Source organism: Polymorphospora sp. NPDC051019, from assembly GCF_040683055.1.
GTDB lineage: Bacteria > Actinomycetota > Actinomycetes > Mycobacteriales > Micromonosporaceae > Polymorphospora > Polymorphospora lycopeni.
On record NZ_JBFBCH010000032.1, the window covers coordinates 1 to 25,984 of the forward strand.

General features: G+C 73.8%; 22 protein-coding genes. 6 read left to right on the plus strand and 16 right to left on the minus strand.

Going from position 1 to position 25,984, the window contains the following annotated elements:
• The first annotated feature begins 257 nt into the window (after positions 1–257).
• On the plus strand, positions 258–1,379 hold the full coding sequence (locus tag AB0M79_RS33655) for a hypothetical protein (protein WP_364221962.1): 1,122 nt from the start codon (positions 258–260) through the stop codon (positions 1,377–1,379).
• Positions 1,380–1,389: 10 nt separating this feature from the next.
• Positions 1,390–2,718, plus strand: coding sequence for an AarF/ABC1/UbiB kinase family protein (locus AB0M79_RS33660; protein WP_364221965.1), 1,329 nt, complete (start codon positions 1,390–1,392; stop codon positions 2,716–2,718).
• A 339-nt stretch (positions 2,719–3,057) separates the two neighbouring features.
• Here AB0M79_RS33660 and AB0M79_RS33665 read toward each other — a convergent pair whose 3' ends face one another.
• From AB0M79_RS33665 to AB0M79_RS33675, 3 genes are all read right to left on the minus strand, one after another.
• Entirely contained in the window at positions 3,058–3,423 is a 366-nt protein-coding gene (locus AB0M79_RS33665) for a WhiB family transcriptional regulator (RefSeq protein WP_357533273.1), read from the minus strand.
• 122 nt (positions 3,424–3,545) lie between these two features.
• Positions 3,546–3,800: a hypothetical protein gene (locus tag AB0M79_RS33670; RefSeq protein WP_364221968.1), complete on the minus strand. Its 255-nt coding sequence runs from the start codon at positions 3,798–3,800 to the stop codon at positions 3,546–3,548.
• A 128-nt stretch (positions 3,801–3,928) separates the two neighbouring features.
• Positions 3,929–6,079 carry an ATP-dependent DNA helicase UvrD2 gene (locus AB0M79_RS33675; RefSeq protein ID WP_364221971.1) on the minus strand — a complete coding sequence of 717 codons (2,151 nt, stop codon included), beginning with the start codon at positions 6,077–6,079 and terminating at the stop codon, positions 3,929–3,931.
• Between the two features lie 196 nt (positions 6,080–6,275).
• Here AB0M79_RS33675 and AB0M79_RS33680 point away from each other — a divergent pair, with 196 nt between their 5' ends.
• Positions 6,276–6,536 (plus strand): mycoredoxin, encoded by a 261-nt coding sequence (locus tag AB0M79_RS33680; RefSeq protein WP_357533279.1) that lies wholly within the window; start codon positions 6,276–6,278, stop codon positions 6,534–6,536.
• A gap of 93 nt (positions 6,537–6,629) precedes the next feature.
• On the opposite strand, the gene AB0M79_RS33685 is transcribed toward AB0M79_RS33680, so the two are convergent.
• Positions 6,630–6,812, minus strand: coding sequence for a hypothetical protein (locus AB0M79_RS33685; RefSeq protein WP_364221974.1), 183 nt, complete (start codon positions 6,810–6,812; stop codon positions 6,630–6,632).
• Between the two features lie 298 nt (positions 6,813–7,110).
• Between AB0M79_RS33685 and AB0M79_RS33690 the strand changes: the two genes are divergently transcribed.
• The 3 genes from AB0M79_RS33690 (at position 7,111) to AB0M79_RS33700 (ending at position 8,982) form a co-directional block, all read left to right on the plus strand.
• Positions 7,111–8,133, plus strand: coding sequence for a helix-turn-helix transcriptional regulator (locus tag AB0M79_RS33690; protein ID WP_364221977.1), 1,023 nt, complete (start codon positions 7,111–7,113; stop codon positions 8,131–8,133).
• Positions 8,134–8,216: 83 nt separating this feature from the next.
• The gene (locus AB0M79_RS33695) at positions 8,217–8,444 is read left to right on the plus strand and encodes a DUF397 domain-containing protein (RefSeq protein WP_364221980.1); all 228 of its coding nucleotides are present in this window, start codon (positions 8,217–8,219) and stop codon (positions 8,442–8,444) included.
• Between the two features lie 271 nt (positions 8,445–8,715).
• Positions 8,716–8,982 carry a hypothetical protein gene (locus tag AB0M79_RS33700; RefSeq protein ID WP_364221983.1) on the plus strand — a complete coding sequence of 89 codons (267 nt, stop codon included), beginning with the start codon at positions 8,716–8,718 and terminating at the stop codon, positions 8,980–8,982.
• Positions 8,983–9,133: 151 nt separating this feature from the next.
• On the opposite strand, the gene AB0M79_RS33705 is transcribed toward AB0M79_RS33700, so the two are convergent.
• The 12 genes from AB0M79_RS33705 to AB0M79_RS33760 all read right to left on the minus strand — a co-directional run bounded on the left by AB0M79_RS33705 (position 9,134) and on the right by AB0M79_RS33760 (position 25,947).
• Positions 9,134–10,177 (minus strand): hypothetical protein, encoded by a 1,044-nt coding sequence (locus tag AB0M79_RS33705; RefSeq protein ID WP_364221986.1) that lies wholly within the window; start codon positions 10,175–10,177, stop codon positions 9,134–9,136.
• Between the two features lie 4 nt (positions 10,178–10,181).
• Positions 10,182–10,715, minus strand: a complete 534-nt coding sequence (locus tag AB0M79_RS33710) for a hypothetical protein (protein ID WP_364221988.1) — start codon at positions 10,713–10,715, stop codon at positions 10,182–10,184.
• A 105-nt stretch (positions 10,716–10,820) separates the two neighbouring features.
• Positions 10,821–11,771 (minus strand): NAD(+) diphosphatase, encoded by a 951-nt coding sequence (nudC, locus tag AB0M79_RS33715; RefSeq protein WP_364221991.1) that lies wholly within the window; start codon positions 11,769–11,771, stop codon positions 10,821–10,823.
• A 2-nt stretch (positions 11,772–11,773) separates the two neighbouring features.
• Positions 11,774–13,090, minus strand: a complete 1,317-nt coding sequence (locus AB0M79_RS33720) for a pitrilysin family protein (protein ID WP_364221994.1) — start codon at positions 13,088–13,090, stop codon at positions 11,774–11,776.
• Positions 13,087–14,424: a pitrilysin family protein gene (locus AB0M79_RS33725; RefSeq protein ID WP_364221997.1), complete on the minus strand. Its 1,338-nt coding sequence runs from the start codon at positions 14,422–14,424 to the stop codon at positions 13,087–13,089. Before AB0M79_RS33725 ends, AB0M79_RS33720 begins: the two co-directional genes overlap by 4 nt.
• Positions 14,425–14,441: 17 nt before the next feature.
• A complete protein-coding gene (locus AB0M79_RS33730; protein WP_364222000.1) occupies positions 14,442–15,548 on the minus strand; it encodes an LLM class flavin-dependent oxidoreductase in 1,107 nt (368 codons plus the stop codon).
• Positions 15,549–15,637: 89 nt separating this feature from the next.
• A complete protein-coding gene (locus AB0M79_RS33735) occupies positions 15,638–17,032 on the minus strand; it encodes an FAD/NAD(P)-binding protein (RefSeq protein WP_364222003.1) in 1,395 nt (464 codons plus the stop codon).
• Positions 17,033–17,128: 96 nt separating this feature from the next.
• Complete coding sequence (locus AB0M79_RS33740) at positions 17,129–18,013, minus strand: hypothetical protein (RefSeq protein ID WP_364222006.1); 885 nt, start codon at positions 18,011–18,013, stop codon at positions 17,129–17,131.
• A gap of 47 nt (positions 18,014–18,060) precedes the next feature.
• Entirely contained in the window at positions 18,061–18,267 is a 207-nt protein-coding gene (locus AB0M79_RS33745; protein ID WP_364222009.1) for a hypothetical protein, read from the minus strand.
• A gap of 229 nt (positions 18,268–18,496) precedes the next feature.
• Positions 18,497–18,700, minus strand: coding sequence for a cold-shock protein (locus AB0M79_RS33750; RefSeq protein WP_091595283.1), 204 nt, complete (start codon positions 18,698–18,700; stop codon positions 18,497–18,499).
• Between the two features lie 262 nt (positions 18,701–18,962).
• Complete coding sequence (locus AB0M79_RS33755; RefSeq protein ID WP_364222012.1) at positions 18,963–22,388, minus strand: UvrD-helicase domain-containing protein; 3,426 nt, start codon at positions 22,386–22,388, stop codon at positions 18,963–18,965.
• 70 nt (positions 22,389–22,458) lie between these two features.
• Positions 22,459–25,947 (minus strand): ATP-dependent DNA helicase, encoded by a 3,489-nt coding sequence (locus tag AB0M79_RS33760; RefSeq protein WP_364222015.1) that lies wholly within the window; start codon positions 25,945–25,947, stop codon positions 22,459–22,461.
• Positions 25,948–25,984 lie beyond the last annotated feature (37 nt).

Here is a 25,984-nt window from a genome sequence, read left to right on the forward strand (position 1 = left end):
CGCGGCTTGCTCCCCATGCCTTCCATGATGAACATTCTTCCCGAGGGCGCACAGCCCCACGGATCTCAGATGTCCGTCAAACCGGGTCAAGCCCACCCGCGCGCCAGGTGCCGACGCAGCGTGTCGGAGGCACGACAGTAGCTACCCGCGGGTTGTGGATAACCCCGGTTTCGCTGTGGATAACGCCGGATACGGCGGCGGCTGACTGTGGATAACGAACGACAGAGCGCTCGGCAACGGTGACAGCGTGTCATCTCATGACGAGAACGTCGCTTCCCCGCCCGACCCTGCTCCCCGGTCTGGTCCGGCTCTGGCGTGACCGGCACACCCTCCAGCTCGGGCTGGATCCCGCCCACGCCGTCGTGGTCGAGGTCGCCCACCCGGGAGCGGCACGCCTGCTCGACCTGCTCGACGGCTCGCACAGCGAACGCGCCGTACTCGACCGGGCGGCCCGCATCGGCGTACCGCGCGACGACGTCCGCACCCTGATCGACGCGCTGCGGGCCGCCGGACTGGTCCTGGGCGCCCACGCCCTGCTGCCCGGCAACCTGCCGGAGCCCGCCCGGCGCCGGCTGGCGGCCGAGGCCAACGCCATCGCCCTGCGCGGCGCCGACGCCCCCGGCAGCCCGGCCCAGGTCCTGCGACGCCGGGCCGCCGCCCGGGTGGTGGTCACCGGACGCGGCCGGCTCGCCGCCCCCGTCGCGGTGGCCCTGGCCCAGTCCGGCGTCGGTCACGTCAGCCCGGAACTCGACGGAGAGGTGGGCCCGACCGAGACGGTCGGTGGCGGTTTCGGCCCGGGAGACGTACGCCGGCCCCGGGCCGAGGCACTCGCCGCCGCGATCACCCGGGCGGCACCAGGCACCGACACCCGTCCGGTACGCCGGGGCCGGGCCGGGCTCGTCGTGCAGGTCGGCATGGACCGGCCGGCGCAACTGCTCGCCGCCGGCTTCGCCGCCCGCCGGCAGGCGCACCTGCTGCTGGGTGTACGCGACGGCACACCGGTCGTCGGGCCACTCGTCCCGGCCGACGGCTCCCCCTGCCTGCACTGTCTCGACCTGCACCGGCTGGACCGCGATCCGGCCTGGCCGGCACTGGCCGCCCAACTGGCGGCGAGCAGTTTCGAGGAGCCGTGCAGCACCGCGACCCTGATCGCCGCGGTGGGATTCGCCACCGCGGAGATCCTTGCCCACCTCGACGGCGCCACCCCGGAGACGGTGGGGGCGGCCGTGGAAATCTGCGCACCCGGGCGGATTCGGCGCCGGGCCTGGCCACCCCACCCACGCTGCGACTGCATCCGGCGCGGTCGGCGCCGGTACGGCGAGGGCACCAATGGCCCCGGCGACCGCCGCATGGCGGCCAACGACGGGCCGAGTCGGTAACAATGATCTGGTGACCGATATCCCGCGTCGGGCCGTGGCCCGCACCGCCAAGCTCGCCGCTCTGCCCCTCGGCTTCGCGGGGCGGACCGTTCTCGGCCTGGGCAAGAGGGTCACCGGGCTGGCCTCCGACGTCGTGTCGGCCGAGATCCAGCAACGTACGGCCGAACAGCTCTTCAGCGTCCTCGGGCAGCTCAAGGGTGGCGCGATGAAGTTCGGGCAGGCGCTGTCGGTGTTCGAGGCGGCACTCCCGGAAGAGATCGCGGCCCCCTACCGGCAGGCGCTGACCAAGTTGCAGGAAGCCGCGCCCCCGCTTCCGGCGGCCACCGTGCACAAGGTGCTCGCCGAGCAGTTGGGCGAGGACTGGCGGGCGAAGTTCGTCGAGTTCGACGATTCACCGGCCGCGGCGGCGAGCATCGGCCAGGTGCACCGGGCGGTCTGGAAGACCCGCGCCAAGGCGAGACTGCCCGTCGCCGTCAAAATCCAATACCCGGGTGCCGGCGACGCCCTGCTGGCCGACCTCAAGCAACTCTCCCGCCTCGGCGGGATGTTCCGCGCCATCCAGCCGGGTCTGGACATCAAGCCGCTGCTCGCCGAACTGCGGGAACGGATCACCGAGGAACTCGACTACGAGTTGGAGGCGACGTCCCAACGGGCGTTCCACAAGGCGTACGCCGGCGACGAGGAGATCTTCGTACCGAAGGTGGTCGCCTCCGCCCCCCGCGTGCTGGTGACCGAGTGGGTCGAGGGCACCCCGCTGTCGCAGATCATCAACGAAGGCACCGAGGAACAGCGTGACCGGGCCGGCCGGCTGATGGCCGTCCTGCACTTCTCGGCACCGGCCCGCGCCGGGCTCCTGCACGCCGACCCGCACCCGGGCAACTTCCGGCTGCTGCCGGACGGGCGCCTGGGCGTCATCGACTTCGGGGCGGTGGCCCGGCTGCCCGGCGGCCACCCGGAGCCGATCGGCCGGCTGGTCCGGCTCGCGCTGGCCGGTGACGCGCAGGCGGTCATCGACGGCCTCCGCGAGGAGGGCTTCGTCAAGCAGACCGACGACATCGACGCGCAGGCGCTGCTCGACTTCATCCTGCCGATGCTGGAACCGGTGGCCCTCGACGAGTTCCGGTTCACCCGCGCCTGGCTGCGCTCCGAGGCGACCCGGCTGGGCAATCCCAGGTCACCGGCCTACCAGCTCAACCGGCACCTCAACCTGCCACCCTCCTACCTGCTGATCCACCGGGTGACGCTCGGCTCGATCGGGGTGCTGTCCCAACTGGAGGCGAAGGCGCCCTACCGCTCGATCCTGGAACGCTGGCTGCCCGGTTTCGCCCCGATCCCCTGACCCGCCGGCCGGCGCGCGCTCGCACCGGCCGGTCGAGGACGGTTCGGAAAACGGTCAGGGGCTCGACGGGATACCCCGCCGAGCCCCTGACCGGTCATCTATCAGTAGCCGCCTATGTCCCGGGCCGCCTGCCGGCGGGCCTGCATCGAGATGGTACGGGCGGATCGGGTTGCCTCAGTGCGCGTGGTCTTGCCGGCCTGAGGCCGGCGCATTCGCGCTCGGGACAACGCTTCTTGGATGAGATACATGGTGTCGGCCCCACTCGGAGTCGCAGTGACGATGGTCATTTCGTTCTTCATTGCCGGTACGACACCGGCGGACTTACGGATCGGGTTCATGTCAGGCCGCCAGCCGGACGCTGCTGCGCGACTCGGCGAGGCCGTTGGCCGCCATCCGCGCTTCGACCTCGACCCGGAGGACCTGGTCGCGGGCGACGTCCTCCTTGCGCGGACGGCCACGGGGCCGCTTGCGCGGGACGACCGCGCCACGCTCGAAGATCTCGCCACCCCAGACCCCCCACGGCTCGGCGCGGTCGACCGCACCGGCCAGGCACGCGGCCCGGAGCGGGCAGTCGCCGCACAGCGACTTGGCCAGTTCCAGCTCGGCGGGGGCGTCGGAGAACCACAGGTCGGGGTCGAACTTCCGGCAGGGCAGGTTCGCCTCCAGTTCGACGTTGACGTCGACGGGGGCCAGCGCCAGACTCATCGCCCGGTCACCTCTCTCTCGCTTCGATCTTGTGGATCGTCGTTGCTGGGTGAGACAAAAAACTAAGGCCGCGGATCCCGGTTACGGGTTCCGCGGCCTCGAGGTGAGCCGGTGGTCTATTCCTAGACCGGCCTTCCTCGAGGTGGAACTCCGCGGACGTCCATACGCTTCGGAGCGTTCGGGACATCGCCGCCGGCGAAGCCACTGATCCCCTTGCCCTGGACGGATTTCGGCGCCAGGATCAGCTCGGCCTGGGTCGGCGCCGGGTGCGTCACGGGCAGTAGGGCAGCGTCAGCGGCCGGCAGCAGTCTGACGACTGGCACCGACACGAGGGCAGCAGACAGCCCCGCCGAACGCTGGTTGACATAGAACTCCATGGGTGCCGCCTCCTCACGCTTCCCTCGTCACTGACACGGTCTCGTACACCCTTTGAGCAGCCGCAACGCCGCCGCTCGCGAGGTGTGCCATGAGGCTATGCCTGCATCGGTGGCGAGGGCAAACGGTTTTACGGCTCTTCCGGAGAACTTTTTTCCGGCGTCACTTCGGCCACCGACGCACCGCCCACCAGCGCGATCGCCGCGGCGCCGTAGAGGGCGAGCTTTCGCGGGCCGATACCGGCGATCGCCAGCAACTCCTCGGACCGGGTCGGACGGCGCTCCGCCAGGGCCATCAACGTGGCGTCGGTGAACACCACGTACGCAGGGACTTTCTGCGTCGAGGCGACCGTGCCGCGCCACTCGCGCAGCCGGTCGAGCAACTCCTCGTCGAGGTCGGACGGGCAGTCGGGGCAGCGGCCCAGTTTGCGGTCGACGCCGGCCAGCAGGGTGCCGCCGCAAACCCGGCAGGAAACCACCTGGTTTCGTCGAACGTCGGGTTTCCGACTGCCACCGGCAGCGGCTCGGCCGCGATCGCCACCCGGCCGGTCGAACTGGGGCAGAAACCGGCACGGCCGGCGCGCCCGGCCACCGGGCGAGCGCGCCACGGCGTACGACAGCCAGAGCGATTCCCGCGCCCTGGTCACCCCGACGTAGAGCAGGCGCCGCTCCTCTTCGATCTGCTCGGCGGTCTTGGCGTACGTCGTCGGCAGCGTGCCGTCGGAGAGGCCCACCAGGAAGACCGCGTCCCACTCGAGGCCCTTCGCCGAATGCAGCGAGGCGAGGGTGACCCCCTCGACGGTGGGGGCGTGCTGCTGGGCGGCCCGCCGCTGCAGTTCCTCGCAGAAGTCGGCGAGGGTGACCGGACGCTCGACGGCCGCGGCCTCGCCGATCGGCAGCACCGGCTGCCGGGCCGCGTGCTCCTCGGCGAGCTGCACGAGCGCGGCCAGCGCCTCCCACCGCTCCCGCGCCGCACCGCCGGGTGGCGGCTGGTCGGGTGCCCACCCGACGGCGGTGAGCGCGTCGACGACGGCCGTGACCAGCGGCGTCTCACCCGGTGTCGACCGGACCGCCGACCGCAGCGCGATCACCGCCTGGCGCACCTCGGGGCGCTCGAAGAACCGCTCCGCGCCCTGTACGACGTATGGCACCTCGGCTTCGGCCAGCGCCTTCTCGTACGCCTCGGACTGGGCGTTGGTGCGGAACAGTACGGCGATCTCGCGGGTCGGGGTGCCCGCGTCGACCAGTTGCCGGCAGCGGGCGGCGACGGCGGCGGCCTCGGCCGGCTCGTCGGCGAAGATCCGCACATCGGGTTCGGGCCCCGGTGGGCGCTGGCCGACCAGTTCGAGCCGCAACTTGGCCTCGGTGCCCCGGGCCTGCCGGATCACCGCGTTGGCGAGCCCGACGACCTGCGGCGTCGACCGGTAGTCGCGGACGAGCCGGACCACGACCGCGGCGCGGTGCCGGCGCGGGAAATCGATCAGGTAGCCGGAGGTGGCCCCGGTGAACGAGTAGATGGTCTGACTGGCGTCGCCGACCACGGTCAGGTCGTCGCGGCCGCCCAGCCAGGCGTCGAGCAGCCGCTGTTGCAGCGGGTTGACGTCCTGGTACTCGTCGACGACGAAATGCCGGTACTGCGCGTGGACCTGATCGGCGACGTCGCGGTGCTCCTCGATCCCCCAGACCGCGGCCCGCAGCATGTCCTCGAAGTCGATCACACCGTTGCCGCGCTTGATCTTCTCGTAGGCGGCGAAGACCTCGGCGACCTTGGCCGGCTCGTGCGGTGTCTCCCGCATCGCCTTGGCCGCGGCGACCGGATAGTCGCCCGGCTCGACCAGCGACGACTTCGCCCACTCGATCTCACCGGCCAGGTCGCGGGCGGCGGCGCGGTCGGTGCGCAGCCCGGCCCGGGCGGCGGCGAGGGTGACCAGCCGGACCTTGCTGTCGAGAAGCTCGGGCATCTCCCGACCGGCGAGCAGCCGGGGGGCGAAGTAGCGGACCTGCCGCAGTGCGGCGGCGTGGAAGGTGCGGGCCTGCACCCCTCCGACGCCGAGGGACGCCAGCCGGGCCCTCATCTCCGCCGCCGCCCGGGCGGTGAAGGTCACCGCGAGCACGTGCCGGCCGGCGATCGCACCGGACAGGGCCCGATAGGCGATGCGGTGTGTGATCGCCCTCGTCTTGCCGGTGCCGGCACCGGCCAGGATGCAGACCGGGCCGGCCGGGGCGGTCACCGCCGACCGCTGCTCCGGGTCGAGCCCGGCCAGGACGTGGTCGGCCGTCACCCGTCCCGCCCCCGGACCGTGCGATCCAGGGTCCGCCCCCGGACCGTGCGACCTAGGGTCCGCCCCCGGACCGTGCGACCCGGAACGCCTCCCCGCATCAACCCCCACAGGTAGGAATCATGGCAGCTTCTCCGTACGTTGAAGTTCCTGGTGGGTCCGATCAAGGACACATCTCTCATCCCCAGGAGGATTGACCATGCTGACGATGTACTCCACGCCGTGGTGCGGCTACTGCCACCGGCTGAAGTCGCAACTCGACCGCGAAGGCATCGGTTACGAAGTGGTCGACATCGAGCAGGACCCGGCGGCGGCGAAGTTCGTGGAGAGCGTCAACGGTGGCAACCAGACCGTACCCACGGTCCGCATAGTTTCCCCCAACGGCGGCGAGTCGGTCCTGACCAACCCCACGATCGTCCAGGTGAAGAACACGTTGGCCGAACTGGGCGTGACCGCCTGACCGCACCGCGCGGCGACCCTCAACGCGGAAGACCCCGGCCGCGAGCCGGGGTCTGTGCGTTTCTCCAGAGCCTTGCGGGTCGTCCGCGATCCGTCAGTCGCACCGGTCGGTGAGGTGCGCGCGGGCCGCCCGCCAGATGGTCGACGGTTCGCCTCCCTCGGCCGCCCAGGTGGTCGATGTCAGCCGGCCCCGCCGCCGGTAGCGCTTCATGATCACAACATGGTCGGGCCACGCCACGAACCGCCGTAGCGCCTCCTGGTCTCGCCAGACCGACACCGAACCGCACCGACGCCTCAGCGCCTACCGGCGCGCCCGGACGGCCATCCACGCGCGACTGGAGTCGGCCGCCGCCGTGCCGCCGCCGGAGAGTAACGAGCGACGCCGATGTCCGCCGGCAGCGGAGGGCTCGATCTCACCGCGCCCGGGCCGGACCGCTCCGGTCCACGGCATGACACGCCTGGTAAACCGCCCGACAAAACAAGGACATGCGGGCCATACTGGTGCGGGCCGCCACCCGAAAGATCGCCGACGAGCCGGCCTCGTCGGAACCGATTCGGACGAGGGAGTGGTGTCGGTGTCACCAGTGTCGATCCCGACCGCGCGGCGCCGGCTCGGAGCCGAGTTGCGCCGGCTGCGCGAGGCCGCGGGGCTGACCGGGGAGCAGGTGATCGCCCGGGTCGGCTGGGCCTCGGCCTCCAAACTGTCCCGGCTGGAAAACGGTCGCAGCCGCCCCGACCTGGGCGACGTGCTCGACCTGCTGGACGCGTACTCGGTCGACGGGTCGCTGCGCGACGATCTGGTCGCGGTCACCCGGGCCGCCGGCGACGCCCGCGCCTGGCTGCGTTCGTACCCGGTGATGACCGCCCGCCAGCGCGGCTACGCCGAACTGGAGGCCGGCTGCGCCGAGATCCGCGAGTGGGCGCCGGTGCTGGTCCCGGGCCTGTTGCAGACCCCCGAGTACGCCCGCGTGCGCTTTCTCTCGTCGCGGCCGCTCGCCGCCGGCGCGGCGGAGAGCACCGACGCCGAGACCGAGGTGGCCGCCCGGCTGGCCCGCCAGTCGCTGCTGACCCGCGACGACACGTCGCTGCGGTACGAGGCCGTGGTCGACGAGGCCGCGCTCGGCAGCCGGGGTGGACCGCCGGACGTCGTACGCGGTCAGCTGATCCGCCTGCACGAGCTGGCGACCCGGCCCAACGTGACCCTGCGGGTGCTGCCACGGGCGGCCACCATCGGCGACTGGTACCTGCCGCACACCGGCTTCTCGCTCTACGGGTTCGACCACCCGCAGGACCCGGAGACCCTGGCGATCGAAGGGCTCTCCATCCACCTGGTGCTCACCGACCGCGCCGAGATCGACCGCTACACGGCAGTGTTCGGCTGGCTCCGCGAGGCCGCGTTGTCGGCCGCGGATTCGCTCGCCTGGCTCGCCGACGCCGCCGCACCCCGGCCGGTGCCGCCACCGCGCCCGGGACATCCGCACCGCCGCAGGACCACGGCCGCGCCGGAGGGCGCCGGGCCAGGAACCGCCACCCCGAGTGCCCCCGCCGCGTCGAACGCCACCGCCGGACCGGGCGCCCTGGTCGGGCCACCGGCGTGACGCACCCGCGAAGTCCAACCTCACCCGGGGCGCTGAGCGCCACCGCGCCGTGTGCCGGGCCGTCGAACACCAGGAGTTGATCGATGACGAACCGTCGACCCACCATGCCGACCGGCGACACACCCGCCTGGCGGACGAGTTCCCGTAGTCAGACCGCGAACTGCGTCGAGGTCGCGCTGGGCGCCGGCTCCTGCGCGCCGGTCGCCGTACGCGACAGCAAGGACCGTGGCGGCCCCGTGCTGACCTTCGACGCCGAACGCTGGTCGGGTTTCATCCGCGCGGCGAAGGCGGGTGAGTTCGACCGCGGTTGACCCGGACAAGGGCTGGCCGGCCGCTGGTGGAACACCCACCGGCGGCCGGCAGCGATCAAGCAACGAACTGCATCAATGTAATTTGTCCCCCGAATGGACGGGCCTCACAGCCGATCATCGGGTTTGTCTTGCCGGCCCGAAACACCTGGGCGAACATAACCAAGGGTGTTCCGTGGAAGTTCCACAGATGAATGTTCACAGCTCGGACCCGCCCGGGACCGGGCAACACCACTGACTATCCGTAACGGTTCAACCCGAGCCGGGAGACACCATGCGGTTTCTCATCGTACGGACCGACATCCGCGCCGTCGCTGACGACGACCTCGCCGCCGCCTGGGCCGAGGGCCAGCGGCTCCGCGACGAGAAGACCACGCCGGAACCGCGCCGCCAGACCGTACGCGCCGACGACCGGGACGCCGCACTGCTGCTGGCCCGGGCCCTGTCGTCCTCGGTGGGCGCGGTGCGGTCGGGCCGCCAGCGGGTCAAGGTCGTACGCCTCGCCGAGCCCGTTCCGGGCCGACGGCACCGCCGCACGTAGCAACCGACCCGATCGACAGCGGAACACCCCCGAGACACCGTCGTCGCCGGCGCGGCTCCCCCGCCGTGCAAGAACGCCCGACCGGCAACGACGGGACCGGATCTTGGTCCGTGGCCGTCGCGGCAACGATGGTCACGGGCCAAGACCATGTTCAGGGGCGGGTACGCCCCGCCGGCCGTACCCCGGCGCTCGCCCGTCTGGCGCGGGGCCGCCGTGCCGCGATCCGGTCCCGGTGCCGTACGGCCAGCAGTCCGGCCGCGACCAGCGCGACCACCGCCACCCCGACCAGCGTCCACCCGAGGAACGGACGCCCGTCGCCGGCCGTGGCGCGGGTGGACGCGCCCGGCGGCGGCAGGGTCAACGTCACGGTCGACGTCTCCTTCAGCAGGCCGCTGGCGAGGGTCAGTTCGGCCGTCCACGGGCCGTCGGGCAGCCGGGCGTCGAGTTCGACCACCACCTGGCCGGCGGTGCCGGGCGCGAGCGTGGTGCCCAGGGTCACCGGGTACGGGCCGGCCCGCATCGCCCCCGGACCGTCCACCAGGTTCAGCGACCCGCTCAGGTCGAGGGCCCGCTCGCCGGTGTTGCGTACGTCGGCCGTGATCGTCGGTACGCCGTCCGGCCGCCGGCTCGCGGTCAGGTCGCCGATCTCGAAGCTCGACGGCGGCTCGCCACCGGGACCCACGTCCAGATAGACCCGGATGCCGACCCGGTGCACGACGCCGACGTTTCCCGCGCCCGGGCTCCCGGTCGGCGCGCTGGCCTGGGCCCACACGACGGCGTACCGCTCGCCCCTGGCCGCGGCGGCCGGCACGTCGACGGTGGCCAGCACGGTCGTCCGGCTGTACGGGTCGAGGTCGACCGAGGGGCGGTCGAGCGAGATCCATTCCGACAGCTCGTTGGCCGTCCGGTCCTCGGCGATGGTGAACGCGTCGTCCTCGATCGCCGCGCCGGCCGGGTAGAGCTCGATCGTGCGCGGGGTGGGCGCGTTGTTGGCCACCTCGATCCGGCGCTCGATCTTCGTGCCGGGGTTGAGGTGGTCGATGACGTACACCCGGGCCCGTGGGTCGTCGCGCCGGTCGACGGGTGCCTCCAGGAGCCGGATGCCGATACGTCCGTCGTCGGCCGAGGCCGGGACGGCGGCTGCCGTGGCCCCGGCGATGAGGATCGCCAGGACCACGGCAGCCCGCGACGGCAACCGGTCACGCCACCGAATGCGTCACCGTTCCGGTGTAGGTACCGGCGACGAGGGCGTCCGGCAGGGTGATCGTGAGGGTGGGGTTCCAGCTGACGGCGTTGCTGCCGACCGCGGTGACCGCCAGTACCTCCAGGGGCTCGTCCAGCGGCCCGGGGGCGCCGGGCGTCGCGGTCGGCTCACCGCTGACGACCGCCGTCGACCCGGTCGTGTAGACCACGGAGCTGGCCGGCACCGTTTCGGAAGCGGTACCGCCGCCGGTCGTGAAGTCGGTGGCGGAGGCGGTCGCGGCCCAGGCCGCGGACAGTTCGCCACGGCCGTCGGTCACGGTCACCGTGCCCAGGGCACCGGTGATCGTGCCGTCCACGACGGTCGGGTCGATCGTCGCGGTCGCCGGTACGACGACGTCGAGGGTTCCGGCCTCGATGGTGAACGTGGCGGTGGTGTCGCCGGTGGGTGCCGCGGCGGCCGGTGATCCGGTGGCCAGGACGGCGACGGCGAGTGCGGTCGCGGCGGCGGCCGCGAGGATTCTGGTGCGCATAGGGGCTTCTCCTTGCCTGCGGACGCCTGGCGGCGGCGTCCCGTCAGTCCATTCGAGAACGACCATATGCAACTATTCGACTACTTTGGGTGAAAACCCGGAAAATCAGCCTTCCAACCACCGGCTGACCAGGAAGAACGCGATCGACGACTCCATCGGCAGGGTGACCGCCCGACCGTCGCCCGCGTCGACCCGCACCCCGGCCAGCACCGCCGCGATTTCCCGCCGGGTGAACCAGCGGGCCACCGCGATCTCCGCCGGGTCGAGCCGCAGCGGCTGGCCCGGGTCGGCCGTGGCCAGGAAGCCGAGCATCAGCGAACCCGGGAAGGGCCACGCCTGGCTGCCGGCGTAGTCGATCCGGTCGAGGGTCACGCCGACCTCCTCGGCGACCTCGCGCAGCACCGCCGCCTCCGCCGACTCGCCCGGCTCGACGTAGCCGGCCAGGCAGGAGAACCGCAGCTCGCCGTCGCGGTCCGGCCATGCCGCGTTGTTGCCGAGCAGGCAGCGGCCGTCCGGCCCGGGCACCCCGTCGTGCACCGCCACGATCATCGCCGGGTCGGTGCGCGGCCAGAGTTGCCCGCCGTCCCCGTCGACCCGGGACCAGCCGGCCCCGGCCACCGCGGTCGGCTGCCCCGACGCCGGCGAGTAAGGCTGCGCGGCGTGCCAGTTGGCCAGCGCCGTGGCGCTGGTGAACGCCCCGGCGTCCCGGTCGCCGAGCAGGTGCCCGACATCACGCAGGTTCACCGCCCGGGCGTCGGGCCGGACCGGTAGGGGCGCGTCGACCGCGAAGAGCGGCGTGCCGTCCGGCTCGACACCGAGGAAGAGCCGCCCCGCCGGGTCGACCCGCGGTGCCGCGTCGGCGTCGAGGAGCACCAGCACCGGTGCCGTCGACGGCCCCTCGACCAGGGCCCGGCCACCGCCCGCCACGTCGACGACCAGCACCCGGGCCCGCTTCCAGGCGTCGGTGAGCCAGGCCGGGTCGGTACGCCGGTGGGCGGCCCGGTCGAGGGTCGACCGGGCCAGCGGCGGCACCGGGCCGTCCGGCCATCCCGTCACGGTTACGCGACCCCGCGCTCGACCGGGGTCAGCGCCGCCACCGCGGCCCCGACCTTGTCCGCGTCACCGAGTACGACGGTGACCGCACCGGCCGGCGCGAGGTATTTCGCGGCGGCGGCGGCGACATCCTCGCGGGTCGCCTTCGCCAGCCGCGCCGAGTGCTCGGTCAGGTAGTCCAGGCGCAGCCCGAACCCGGCATAGGTGCTGGCCAGGCTCGCCAGTCCGGCCTGTGTCGACATTCCGAGCTGCAGCGTCCCCAGCGCGTACTGCCGGGCCTGTTCCAGCTCGTCCTCCTTCGGCGGCAACGAGGCGAGCCGGCCGAGTTCGTAGAGCGTCTCCAGCAGTGCCGGGCCGGTCACCTCGGTCGCGACCTCCGCGGCCAGCACCAGCGACGAGCCCGCCTCGCTGTGCTCGATCAACGAGTGCGGGCCGTAGGTGTAGCCCTTGTCCTCGCGGATGTTCTCCACCCAGCGGGACGAGAAGTAGCCGCCGAAGACCAGGTTGGCCAGTTGCAGCGCGGCATGGTCGGGATGGGTCCGCCCGACCGCCGGCAGCGCCATCCGCAGCGACGACTGGACCGCACCCGGCCGGTCCACCAGCAGCAGCGGGGCGGGGGCCAGCGGCGGGGCCGGCGGCAGCGTCACGTTCGCGCCGGCACCGGTCCAGCCGGCCAGCGCCCGCTCGGCCGAGTCGAGCGCCTTGCCGGGCGAGAAGTCGCCGACCAGCACCAGGGTGGCGCCGGCCGGGTGGATCCGGGCCGCGTGCAGCGCCCGCAGCTGGCCGGGCCGGACCGCCTCGACCTGGTCGACCTCCGGCGTCTGCACCGCGTACGGGTGGCTGCCGTACATCCGGCGCAGCAGCGCCGCGCGGGCCAGGTGGCTCGGCTGGCTCTGCGCGACCTGGATCCGGTCGACGAGCCGGTCCCGTTCGACGGCGACCTCGGTCTTGGGGTAGGCGGCACCGGTGAGCACCTCGGCGAGGACGTCGAGGATCCGGTCGAGCCCGGTCACCAGGCCGTTGCCGGAGACGACCAGCCGGTCGGGGTCCAGCCCCGCCGACAGCGCGCCGCCGACGGTCTGCAACTCGGCGGCGACGTCCACCGTGGACATCGTGGCGGTGCCGGACAGCAGCGTCTGGGAGAGCAGGGCGGACCGGGCCAGGTGGGCGCGGGCGAACGGCACCCGCAGCCGTACCTCGACCAGCGGCACGGCCGGGCGCCGGATGGCCAGTACGGTCAGCCCGTTCGGCAGGGTCCGCTCGGTCTCCTTCGGCGGCTTGAGCTTGCGGCTGGGCCCGAGCGGCGGGAGCGTGTGCGTCACTGGTTCGCCTTTCCCTTCCCGGCCGGGGCCGCGGCACCGGCGATGACCTCGACCGTCGCCCGGCGCTCCGGCCGCAACGTGGCGGCGGCGGCCCGCACCTGCTCCTCGGTCACCGCACCGACCAGCCTCGGCAACTCGTTGATCAGCTCGGGGGCGCCGCGTTGCTGCTCCAGCACCGCCACGCCGAGGGCCCGCCCGAGCACCGCGTCGTTGTCGCGCAACAGGTGCGTCGCCATCCGGGCCTGGGTACGCGCCAGCTCGCCCGGGGCCAGCCCGTCGGTGGCCAGCCGGTCCAGTTCCTCGTCGACCGTACGCAGCACCTTGTCGACGTCGCCGCTCGGCGGCAGGTGCGCCTGGAGCAGCAGCGCGGTGGGGTCGCGTACCTCGAACGCCTCGCCCATGAAGCCGAGGTAGCTGCCGACGCTGGTGACCGAGCGGTCCCGCTGTACCAGCCGCTCGACCAGCCGGGACGCCTCGCCGTCGGTCAGCACCTCGGCCAGCACCACGTACGGCAGGTAGGCGTCGAAGCCGCCGATCGGGTCCGGCACCCGCCACGCCGACGCGAACGCCGGCAGCGGCGCCAGCGGGTCGGTGTAGGACTGCCGGCGCTCGGCGGTCAGGTCGGGCTCGGCGAAGCTCGGCCGCTCCGGCGCCGGCCGGGCCGGTACGTCACCGAAGTGCCGCTCGACCAGCGCGGTCGCCTCGGCGACCTCGAAGTCGCCGGCCACCGCGAGCACCGCGTTGCCGCAGGCGTAGTAGCGCTCGAAGAAGTCGGCCGCGTCGGCGACGGTGGCGCCTTCGAGGTCGGTGAACGAGCCGTAGCCGTCGTGCGCGTTCGGGAACGTGTCGAACAGCACCGGCGGCAGCTTCAGCCAGGGGAAGCCGCCGTACGGGCGGTTGAGGACGTTGACCCGGATCTCCTCCTTGACCACGTCGACCTGGTTGCGCAGGTTCTCCTCGGTCAGCCGGGGGCCGCGCATCCGGTCGGCCTCGAGGAAGAGGGTGCGTTCGAGGGCGTTGCTCGGCAACGTCTCGAAATAGTCGGTGTAGTCGAAGTGGGTGGAGCCGTTGAAGGTGCCACCGGCACCCTGCACGTGCCGGAAGTGCGCCAGCTTCTCCAGGTTGGCCGACCCCTGGAACATCAGGTGCTCGAAAAGGTGGGCGAAGCCGGTGCGGCCCTCGGGCTCGGACCGGATGCCGACGTCGTAGACGACGGCGACGCCGACCACCGGCGCGGTTCGGTCGGGTGCCAGCACCACCCGCAGGCCGTTGTCGAGCGTCAGCCGCTCGACGGGGTATTTCGTTGCCGGGATCCTTGCTCTGCGGGCAGCCACAAGGCGACCCTAGCGCGTCATGTCGCGGCCGAGACCGCGACTCGGGTCGCGGCGGCCCGACCGGCGGCGGTGCGCGGCAGCACGTGCCGGCCGACCCGTACGGCCTCCTCCAGATGCGGCCAGGCGGACAGGACGAACTCGTCCACCCCGAGCGCGGCGTACTCGTCGATCCGGGCGGCGACCTCGTCGTAGCTGCCCACGAGCGCGGTGCCCGCGCCCTCGCGGACCAGGCCGACGCCGGCCCAGAGGTTCGGCGCGATGGTCAGCCCGGTGGTCGTGCCCTCGTTGAGGGCCGTCATCCGGGCCTGACCGACCGAGTCCATCCGGGCGAACCGGGCCTGCGCGGCGGCGATCCGGTCGGCGTCCATGCCGGCCAGCAGCCGGTCCGCCTCGGCCCACGCCTCCGCCGCGGTTTCCCGGGCGATGACGTGCAGCCGGATGCCGGTGCGCAGGGTACGTCCGTGTCCGGCGGCCAGCCGCCGGATCCGCTCCACCCGGTGGGCGATGGCCGCCGGTGGCTCGCCCCACATCAACTGCACGTCGGCGAACCGGGCCGCCACCGCCTCGGCCGCCGGGGACGCGCCGCCGAAGTAGATCGGCGGCGGGTCGGTGAGCGGCACCGCCAGCCCGCCGGCCTCCACCCGGTAGTGCTCACCGCTGTGGTCGAACGGTCGCCCGGCCCAGGCCAGGCGTAACACCTGGAGAAACTCGGCGGTACGCGCGTAGCGGGCCGAATGGCCCAGGAAGTCGCCGTACGCCCGCTGCTCGGCCGGGTCGCCGCCGGTCACGATGTTGATCGCCAGCCGGCCGCCGGAGATCGCCTGGAACGCCTGGGCCTGTTGCGCGACGAGGGTCGGCAGGGCGAACCCGGCCCGTACGGCGACCAGCATCCGCAGCGTCGTCGTGTGCTGGGCGACCGCGCTGCACACGATCCACGGGTCGGGGCAGCCGGAGCCGACCGGCGTCAACGCGGCGGCGAAGCCGGCCTGCTCGGCGGCCCGGGCGACCGCGCCGAGGTATTCGACCGTCGCCGTCCGGTCGTGCCGGGCGGCTCCGGTGGTGACCGTCGCCGCGCCGACCTGGTCGCTGTCACCGGACGTGGGAAGGAACCAGTGGAAGGTCATCGCGCCGCCTCTCGTCGCCGGTGCCTCGCTGACGACCGCCAGCCGATCATGTCTACCAGTTGAATAGGGATATCCGGTAGCGCCGGATCTCACGCCGGCACGGCCACCTGGCCGGTGGTCCGCCCGGCGCCGGCACCGGCGGCCAGCCGCACCGCCAGCTCGCGGGCCTGGGCCCGGATCTCGGGTACGGCCGTGGTCTCGAAGAACCGGCCCCGCCGCGGCGGACCCAACGTCCATAGTGGAAGTACCGGACGCCCGTCGCGGCCCACCACCGCACCGTCGTCGTCGACGTCCAGCCCGAGACCGTACGGCCCCGGTCGGGCCACCCCGTCGGCGATCAGCGCGCCGACCAACCGGTCGGTCGAGCCGGGCAGCGCCCCCGGTCCGGTGCAGTTGACCACCGCGCCGAAGGGGACGCGGTCGTAGCCGGGATCGAGGGCGACCAGCAGGCCACCGTCGGGATGCGCGGCCACCCCGCGCACGGCGGCGGACCGCACCTCAAGCCGGCCCGCGACGCGTAGCCGGGCCACCTCGTCGGCGACGGCCGGCGCCATCCGGTGCCGGTGCACCTCCCAGTGCCGGGCCAGGTGGCGCAGGAACCGGTCGCGGTCGTCGGCCGGCAGGTCCGCCCACAGGGCGTCGAGCCGCGGCCGCAGCCCGTCGACCACCGCCCGCCAGTCGGCGCCGCCAGCGACCTGCGCGCGCAACTGGCGGACCAGGCCACGCAGCGACGGAGCGGTCTCGGGCAGCGTCGCGGGCGGGCGGAACGGCATGCCGCGCCGGCGGTGCATCCGGGGCAGCAGACCGTGCCGGGACACCGCGACGATCGGTCCGCGATGCCCGGCCCGGATCAGGCTGAGCGTCACGTCGATCGCGGTCAGCCCGGTGCCGACGAGTAGCACCGGCCGGTCGACGGGTACCCCGGCGAGCGCCGCCGGACGCCAGGGGTCGGCGATGTAGCCCGGGTGGTCCCGGACGGCGGGGTCGATCCGGCACGGGTCGGCCGGCGCGGCATGCCCGATGGCGAGCACGACCCGGTCGGCGTGCAGCCGACCGCCGTCGTCGAGTTCCAGCCCGACCATCGACACCCGCGCGGTGTCCGGTGGGCCGTCGCCCGTGGTGATGCGGGTGACCCTGGCCCGGTGCACCCGCAGCCGGCCGCCGCTCACCGTGGTGGCGTCCCGCAGCGTCTCCTGCAGATAGTCGCCGAACCACTCCCGGGGCACGAAGTCGTCGGGGCCGGCGGCCGGGTGCCGGCGCCGGCACCAGTCGAGGAAGTCGGTGCCGGAGTCAGGGTCGGCACTCATCGCCCCGACCCGGGAGTTCAGCAGATGCCAGGGGTGGGCGGGGCCGTACGCCAGCCCGCGGCCGGGTGCGTCGGCCGGGTCGACCAGCAGCACCCTGCCGGTGGTACATCGCAACAGTTCCCGGGTGACCAGCACGCCGCTGCAACCACCGCCGACGACCGCCACCGTCTCCGCCATCGTGTCCCCCCTCGCCGGGAGCCCACCCGAACTCCTATAAGCACGATAGGAAATGAGGGCCTTGAACGCCAGCCTCCACCGGGACAGGGCAGGGCGTCAGAGCGGGCGGACCGAGGCGAGCGCGTCGTCGACCACGTAGTCGTACTGCCGGTGGGTGCCGGGGATCGAGATGTAGAGGATCGCGGCGGTCGGCCGGCCGACGTCGATCAGGGCCACCGCGGCCAACTCGTTCGTGGCCCGCAGGCCGGGCTGGGTGAAGTGCAGCCGGAACACCGTCACCCACGCCGGCCGGCCACCGACGACGGCCCGCTCGTCGCGGATCATCTCCATCCGGTTGGGCTGCGGGTAGTACTCCGCCCGGACGTCGGCGGCCACCTGCCGGCCGACACACTCGATGTTGACCGACAGGGCGTCGTTGTCGGCCGCCGGCACCGCCGCCGACAGGATCGAGGCGTGGTAGTCGCTGAACCCGTTGTACTGCCGCTCGGTGACGAAGTGCTGACCGACCTTGTACGGCACCTCCAGCGAGCCGGCGCTCCACACCGTGTTCCACGGCTGCCACGGCGCGTCGTAGGCCCGATAGGAGATACCGGCCTCGGTGTCGACGGTCCGGTTCCCGCTCACCGGCGGAAGCGGTTCGGCGGGAGCCGGATCGGCCGGCGGCGATCCGGTCGGCGCCGGACAGAGCTTGGCCAGCGGCGGCCGGGCATCGACAACCGGACCGGGGTCCGGGCGGAACGGATCCGGGTTGCCCGACAGCGCCATCACCAGGACCACGACGAGGCCGACGACCAGCACCGCGGCGGCGGCACCACCGAAGAGCCACAGCCGGCGCCGATCAGCCCCGCTGCGATCGGCCGGCGGTGGCGGCGGCGACGGCGGCGCCTGCGCCGGGACGGTCAGCCGGGTGACCGCACCCGCCGACCAGTCCGGCCCCGACGAGGATCGGGGCTGCTGCGGCGGCGGGGGCTCTGCGGACATCTCCACTAGTGAAACACCCGGCCGCGAACCCCACCCGCCGGGTCGCCTCAGCCGACGTCGGGCGAGGTGGCCAGATCGCCGACGACGCGCCCGGCCGGCGCGCGCATCTCGACGACCTCCGTCTCGCCGGGACCGGCCGACACGTTGTACCAGGGCGCGAACGCTGCGACTACGGCGAGTAGCAGACCTCCCACCGCAACCCCCACGACCACCAGGATTTCCCGCACCGCACCGGTGCCGACACCCGCCTCCACACGTCCTCCCCCACCGCCTGTCCCGGTCATCGGCACCCCCCGGTCGCCGATGAATCCCCCAGTTCACAGCATTACGTACCGGAGTGCCGGATGCAGTCGCCGATCAGACGCGATTCGGTGAATTCCTTAGAAAGACGCGGCACGGACGCCACCCGGCGGTCACGCTGCGTAATCGATTCCGATACACGACCGGCCCGCGCCGATGGCGCGGGCCGGTCGACAGAGCCACTCAGAGCGGGCGGATGTTCTCCGCCTGCGGGCCCTTCTGACCCTGGGTCACGTCGAACTCGACGCGCTGGTTCTCGTCGAGGCTGCGGTAGCCCGAGCTCTGGATCGCCGAGAAGTGGGCGAAGACGTCGGCGCCGCCGCCGTCGGGGGTGATGAACCCGAAGCCCTTGTCGGCGTTGAACCACTTGACAGTGCCAATTGCCATTTGTGTCTCGTCTCCTTTGACGGAACGGTCGGCCCCGCACGGTTGCGGGATCCGATGTGTTTGTCCGCGCCGGACGCGCGGATTGTCGTCGCGGTCGTGATCGCCCCGCCGGAAACTCCGGACACAACAAATGGCGCCCGCGGTCGCAATCCCACGGGCGCGCACAGAGCTGGGACCAATCAACATGGTCATGGGAACCAAAGCAGCAACGTCCGCAGCCTAACACGCAACAAACGGCAATGCTGGCAGATCCCGGCGAAGGTCACGATGTGGCCTCGGGCACGGAGGCGACGAGTTCGGTCAGCCCCGCCGCGTCGAGCAGGTCCGCCGGCCGCACCGTCACCCCGTCGCGTACATAGTGGAACGCCGCGCGGACGTGCTCGACCGGCACTCCGGCGAGTTCCGCCCAGGCCAGCCGGTAGGCCGCCAACTGCACCGCCGCGGCGGCTGCCTCGGCACCCGTCGGCTGGCGGCCGGTCTTCCAGTCGACCACGTCGTAGCGGCCGCCCGGGTCGGCGTAGACGGCGTCCATCCGGCCGCGTACGACCACCCCGGCGACGACCGTGGCGAACGGCACCTCGACCTCGTACGGCACCCGGTCGGCCCACCCGCTCTCCAGGAACCGCTGCCGCAACAACTCCAGCGCCTCGTCGGGGGCGGCGTCCTCGTCGGCCGCACCGGGCAGGTCGTCGACGTCGAACAGCCGGCCGGCCCCGAACCGCTGCTCCAGCCAGGCATGGAAGGCGGTGCCCCGGCGGGCGTACGGGTCGGGTCGGGCCGGCATCGGCCGGCGCAGCCGGCGGGCCAGCGCCTGCGGGTCGCGCCGCAGCGCCACCAGTTGCGACACCGACAGGTGGCCGGGCAGTGCCACCTCCCGCGAGCCGGCGCCGGACAGCCGCTCCCGCTCGGCCAGCAGCATGCCGACCTCCCGCCGCCACCGCCGCACGACGGGGTCGCCCCCACCGTCGGGTTCACCCGCACCCGGTACGCCCGGCGGACCGGGCTCCTCGACCCCGGCAGCATCCGGCCCGGGCGCCGCCGGCACGTCCCCGGCGGGGGCCTCCTCGATCATCAGCCGCCGGACCAGTGCGGCGGCCTCCGCCATCGCCGGCCGGCGGGCACCCAGCGGATCGGCCGGCCACTCGGCCCGCAGCACCATCTCCGTGGTCGGGTTGACCGCGTCCCCCGCCGGCTCCGGCGCCCACTCGTCGACCACGCCGTCACCGGCCCGGCAGCGCTCCTGGATCTCGTCGAGGAACACCGAGGGACCACGTGCCCTGCGCACCCCGTCCCCCCACCAGAAACCGGAACAGAGCAGCAGCCGCCGGGGCCGGGTGACGGCGACGTACGCCAGCCGCCGCTCCTCCCGCTCGTCGTGCTCCTGCCAGCTCCGCTGGAACTCGCCGAACGCCGCGTGCACCGCCCGCTGGTCCCGCACGCCGTCGAGATCGAGCCGGGGCAGCCCGTCGGCGTCGCCACGCAGCGGGAACGGCAGCACGCCGAGCCCGGCGAGATGGTGGTCGGAGGCGCGGACCTGGCCCGGCCACACCCCCCGGGTCAGCCCGGCCACCGAGACCACGTCCCACTCCAGGCCCTTGGCGGCGTGGGCGGTCAGGATCTGCACCGCCCCCTCGACCACCTCGACCTCACCGGGAGCCAGCCCGCGCTCCTCGTCCTCGGCCGCCGCGACGAACGCCAGGAAGCCGGGCAGCGCCGCGCCGTCGGTGTCGCTGGTGAACCGGGCCGCGACGTCGCCCAACGCGTCGAGATGGCCACGGGCCAGCCCGGCGTCACCGCCCCGGCCGGCACCGGCGCGTACGGCCACCTCGACGTCGAGCCCGATGGTCCGCTCGACGTCGGCGATCAGGTCGGGCAACGGCTGGTCGAGCCGCTGGCGCAGCAGGGCGAGTTCCCGGCCGTACGCCCGCAGCCGGGCATACCCCTCCGCCGAGTAGGTCTGCGCCGGCCCGAGGTCGGCCAGCGCCTCGACCAGGGTCGCGTCGTCGAGGCGGTCGGTCACGATCTCCGGCTCGCCATCGGCCCGGGAAAGCTCGCGGCGGGCGGCCGAGATCACCTTGGCCCGCCGGTGCAGCGCCACCAGGTCGCGCGGACCGATCCGCCAGCGGGCACCGGTGAGCAGCCGCAACAGGGCCGGGCCGTCGGTCGGATCGGCCAGCACCCGCAGCGTGCAGACGACGTCGCGTACCTCGGGGGTGTCCAGCAGGCCGCCGAGACCGACCACCTCGACCGGCAGGCCACGCGCGCGCAGCGCCGCCTCGATCGGCGGGATCTGGCTGCGCAGCCGCACCAGTACGGCGCTCGTCGGCCGGCGGTCGAGCGGAATGTGCTCGGGCAACGCGTCCGGCATCCCGGCCGCGCCCCGCCAGGCGGCCAGCATGCCGTCGGCGATCCAGGCCGCCTCGTCGACGTAGGTCTCGGTCAGCGCACAGTGGACGGTGCGGCCCGGCCGGCCCCGGGCGGTCCTGCCCACGATCGGCTCGTCGACCCGGAACGCGGGCGCCAGCTCGGCGACCCGGGCCCCGGCGACCCGCAGCGGGGCGGACAGCGAGTTGGCCACGCCGAGGATCTCGGGCCGGTTGCGCCAGCTCGTGGTCAGCGTCAACGTACGCGCCGGACGGCCGTCGGCGGTCGCGAAGTCACCGGGGAACCGGTCGAGGGTGCCCGCGCTCGCCCCCCGCCAACCGTAGATCGACTGGCACGGGTCGCCGACCGCGGTGACCGGATGACCACCGCCGAACAGCGACCGCAGCAGCACCACCTGGGCATGGCTGGTGTCCTGGTACTCGTCGAGCAGCACCACCCGGAACCGCTCCCGCTCGATCGCGCCGACCTCCGGGTGGTCGCGGGCGACCCGGGCGGCCCGCGCCATCTGGTCGCCGAAGTCCATCGCCTCGAAGTCCTGCTTGCGTTGCTCGTAGGCGCGGACCAGCGGAAGCAGGCGGAGCCGCAACTGCTGGACGGCCAGCGACCTGCGTACGTCGGCGTAGACCTTGCCCGGCGGATCCTGCACGTCGGCGAAGAAGCGCCCGGTCCAGGCGGCCAGCTCGTCCGGGGTGACCAGATGCTCGGCCAGCTCGCCGGCGAGCGCGAGTACGGCGTCGGTGACCGTGCTCGGCATCCTGTCCACATCGGACATGTCGCCGTCGTGGTTGCGGACCACCATGTCCACGATCTGCCAGCGGGACGCCTCGGTGAGCAGCCGCGTCGACGGCTCGTAGCCGGCCCGCAGCCCGTGCTCGCCGACCACCCGCGCCGCGTACGAGTGGTAGGTGGCCACCGTCGGCTCGCCGCCGAGCAGATCCCGGGCCGGATCCCGCCCCTCCCGGCCGAGCCGGCGGACCAACTGCCCCAACCTGGTACGCACCCGGTGGGCCAGCTCACCCGCGGCCTTCCGGGTGAAGGTGAGGCCGAGGATCTGCTCCGGCCGCACGTAGTCGTTGGCCACCAGCCAGACCACCCGGGCCGCCATCGTCTCCGTCTTGCCCGACCCCGCACCGGCGACGACCAGCAGCGGCTCGACCGGCGCGGCGATGATCTCCGACTGCTCCAGGGTCGGGGCGTGCCGCTGCCCGAGCAGCCGGGCCAGTTCGAGCGGGGTGTAACGGGGGCCGGCGTCGGGCGCCCGCCGGGGCGCCGGCGCCGCCGCGAACAACGAAGGCTGGGTCACGGCGTCACCTCGCTCCGCTCGGCGCCACCGTGTATGAACCTGCGCCTGATGGCTCCCTCGCTCCGCTCGGTCACGGGTTGGTCTCCGGCTTGCGTGGGGTCGGGGGCTCGACCACCTGGCGGCCCTTGCCGGAGACCGGGCAGCTCGTCCGCACCGGGCAGACCCGGCACTTCGAGTTGGCCACCGCGGAGAACGTCGAGGCCGCCATCGTCTCGGCCGTACGGCGCACCATCGCCCGCGCCCAGCCGGCGTCCTCGGCCTCGCCGACCGCCTCCTGGCCCTGCTCCCGGGCATCCTTCGTGGACGTACCGAGCTGGACCAGGGCGGCTCCCCCGGCCTCGTCGCCGAACTCGGCGAACGCGCCCGCCTCGACCGCCGCCTGGTAGGCGCCGAGCTGCGGATGCTCGGCCAACTCGGCGGCGGTCACCGAGGTCGACTTGCCGGTCTTCAGGTCGATGACGACCAGCCGCCCGTCGGCGTCGACCTCCAGCCGGTCGACCCGGCCGGTCAGGTCCACCGGACGGGTCGGATCGTCGAGGCGTACGGCGAACTCGTGCTCGATCGCCAGCAGCCGCCGGGGGTTGCCGGCGAGCCAGCGCAGCAGCTTGTCGACCATCGCCTCGGCACGGGTCAGCTCCGGGCCGGCCATCCACCGGGCGGCCAGGTCGATGGCGTCGAACCGGGCGGCGACGTACTCCAGGAGCTGTGCCCGGTCGGCGGTGGCGTCCTCGGCGAGCATCGCCGCGGCGTGCACCAGGTTGCCGACGCCCTGCGCGGCCCCGGCCGGCGCGCTTCCGCCGTGCTTCTCCAGCAGCCAGCGCAGGCTGCACCGCAGCGCACTCTCCATGGAGGACGGGGTGACCTTCACCGGTTCGCCCTCGTCGACGAGTGGCCGGTCGTCGGAGAGCGCGCGCAGCCCCCACCAGTCGTCCGGATGCGCGCCGCGCACGCCGGCGGCGGCGAGCCGGGCCAGTTCGGCGGCGGCGGCCCGCCGCCGGTCCGGCGCCGTCGAAGGATCGGTGACCGCGGTACGCAGCTCGGCGACCAGCGCCGCCAGGGTGAGCGCCCGGGGCGGCCGGCTGACCGGCAGCTCCACCGGATCGTCGTCCGCCCCGCCGGCACCGGCCCCGTCCGGCCCGTCGCCGGGCAGCCCGTCGCCGTCCGGCCCGGGTCCGCCCGCACCGTCCCCGCCCGGCCCCGGCCCGCCCGGACCGTCCCCGGCCGCGCCGGACCCGGCCGACCCGTCGTCGTCCGGCCCGTCGCGACGCGGGCCGGCACCGCCAGAACCGTCGCCGGTCGGCGGGTCCACGGTGCCGGCGCCCAGCTCGTAGAGGAAACGGCTCGGCTGTTCCTCGTAGTCCGCGCCGCCGCCGGCCCCGGCGGAGGCGACCGCGGTGACCAGCAGCCGCCGCCGGGCCCGGGTCGCCGCGACGTGGAAGAGGCGGCGCTCCTCGGCGAGCATGGCCGCCGACTGCCCGGCCATCGCGGCCGCGGTGCCGGCTCCGGCGGCCCGGCCGGCGAGCACGTCGACCAGCCGCTCCGAGCCGAGCAGGCTGCCGCGCAACCGCAGGTCGGGCCAGACCCCCTCCTGCACCCCGGCGACGACCACGAGGTCCCACTCCAGTCCCTTGGCCGCGTGGGCGGTCAGCAGGCGTACGGCCTCGCCGCGGTCGGCGCTCGGGGCGAGCGTGTCGGCCGGCAGCTGCTGGCCGAGCACGTGGTCGAGGAAGACCTCGATGCGGGCCCCGGGCAGCCGGTCGACGAACCGGGCCGCGGTGTCGAACAGCACCACGACCGCGTCGAGGTCGCGGTCGGCGGCCGCGGCCCGCATCCGGGGTACGGTGTCCGGCTCGCCGGGCGTCACCGGGCCGCGCGAGGTGAGCCCGTGCCACCGCTCGGCGAGCCCGGTGGCCCGCCACACCGCCCACAGCACGTCCTCGGCGGTCGCCCCGGGTGCGGCGGCGGCCTCGCGCGCGGTGCCGAGCAGGGCGGCGACCGTCTGTGCCGGCGCCGCCCAGCGGCGCTCGACCGCGACCAGCTCGGTCGGGTCGCGCAGCGCCTCGACCAGCAGCTCGCCGGAGGGCCGCCGGTCGCCGGCGGCCAGCGCGAGGGCCCGCAGCCCCTGGCGCAGCCGCCGCTCGGCGAGCGGGTCCGCGCCGCCCAGCGGCGAGTGCAGCAGCGCCACCGCCGCCTCCTCGTCGAGCCGGTCCGGTTCCAGCGCGCAGCGCAGCAACAGCAGCAGCGGGGCCACCGCCGGTTGCAGGTGCAGCGGCAGGTCCTCGGAGTGCACGACGGTGGGAACGGCGGCGGCGTGCAGGGCCCGGTGGAGCGACGGCAGTTGGCGGGCGGTGGAGCGGACGATCACCGCCATCCGCGACCACGGCACGCCGTCGACCAGGTGTGCCTCGCGCAGCGCGTGGGCGACGTACGTCGACTCGCTGGTCGCGGACCGGAAGGTGCGCACCTCGACCGAGCCGGGCGGGATGCCGGGCAGCGGGCGCAGCTCCCGGTGGCCGGCGGGGCCGCGCAGCCGGCGGGCGAGCCGGTTGGTGGCGGCGAGCAGCCGGCCACCGGCCCGGTAGGAGGTGTGCAGGGTGACCGTGGCGGCGGGGGCGCCGGACACGGTGCGGAACCGCTGCGGAAACGTGGCCACGATGGTCGGGTCGGCGCCCCGGAACGAGTACGTCGACGAGTCGGGGTCGGCGAAGGCCACCAGCGACCGGCCGCCGTCGGCGATCCTCGCCAGCAACTCGACCTGGGCCGGGTCGGTGTCGGCCAGTTCGTCGACGTAGACGTGGGCGAGCCGGCGGCGTTCCGCGGCGAGCAGTTCGGGATCGTCGGCGAGCAGGCCGGTGGCGGCCCGGACCAGTTCGGCGGGGTCGTAGGCGACCGAACCGCGGGTGGTCGCGTCGCGCAGGGCCAGCACGGCGACGTATTCGCGCAGGAACCGGGCGGCGGCCGGCCAGTCGGCGCGGTCGAGCTGCTCGCCCAGGCGGGCCAGTTGCGCCGGCCCGACGCCGCGCTCCGCCGCCCGCATCAGCAGGTCGCGCAACTGCCCGGCGAAGGCCCGGGTGCGCAGCGCCGGCCGCAGGTCCAGCGGCCAGCCGTACGGATCGTCGCCGTCCTCGTCGGGGCCGACCACGTCGAGCAGTTCCCGGATGATCAGGTCCTGCTCCGGGCCGGTCAGCAGCCGGGGCGACGGTTCGCCCCGGCTGGCGGCGGCCCGGCGCAGCAGCCCGAACGCGTACGCGGGAAAGGTGCGGACGAGGGGTTCGTGCACCACCCGGCCGGCGGCACCGACGATGCGGGCCTCGATCCGGTGCCGCAGCGCGGTGGCGGTCCGCCGGCCGAAGGTGAGCACCAGGATGCGTTCCGGGTCGGTGCCCTCCGCGACCCGGGCGGCGACCGCCTCGACCAGGGTGCTGGTCTTGCCGGTGCCCGGCCCGCCGACCACCAGCAGCGGCCCGTCGACGTGGGCGACGGCCGTCTCGTGGCCGGGGTCACGGACAGTCGCCGGCGCGGCCTCGGCCGGCCGACGGACCAGCCGGTACGCCTGCATCCGCTCATCTCACCATGACGCACCGACACCACGACGG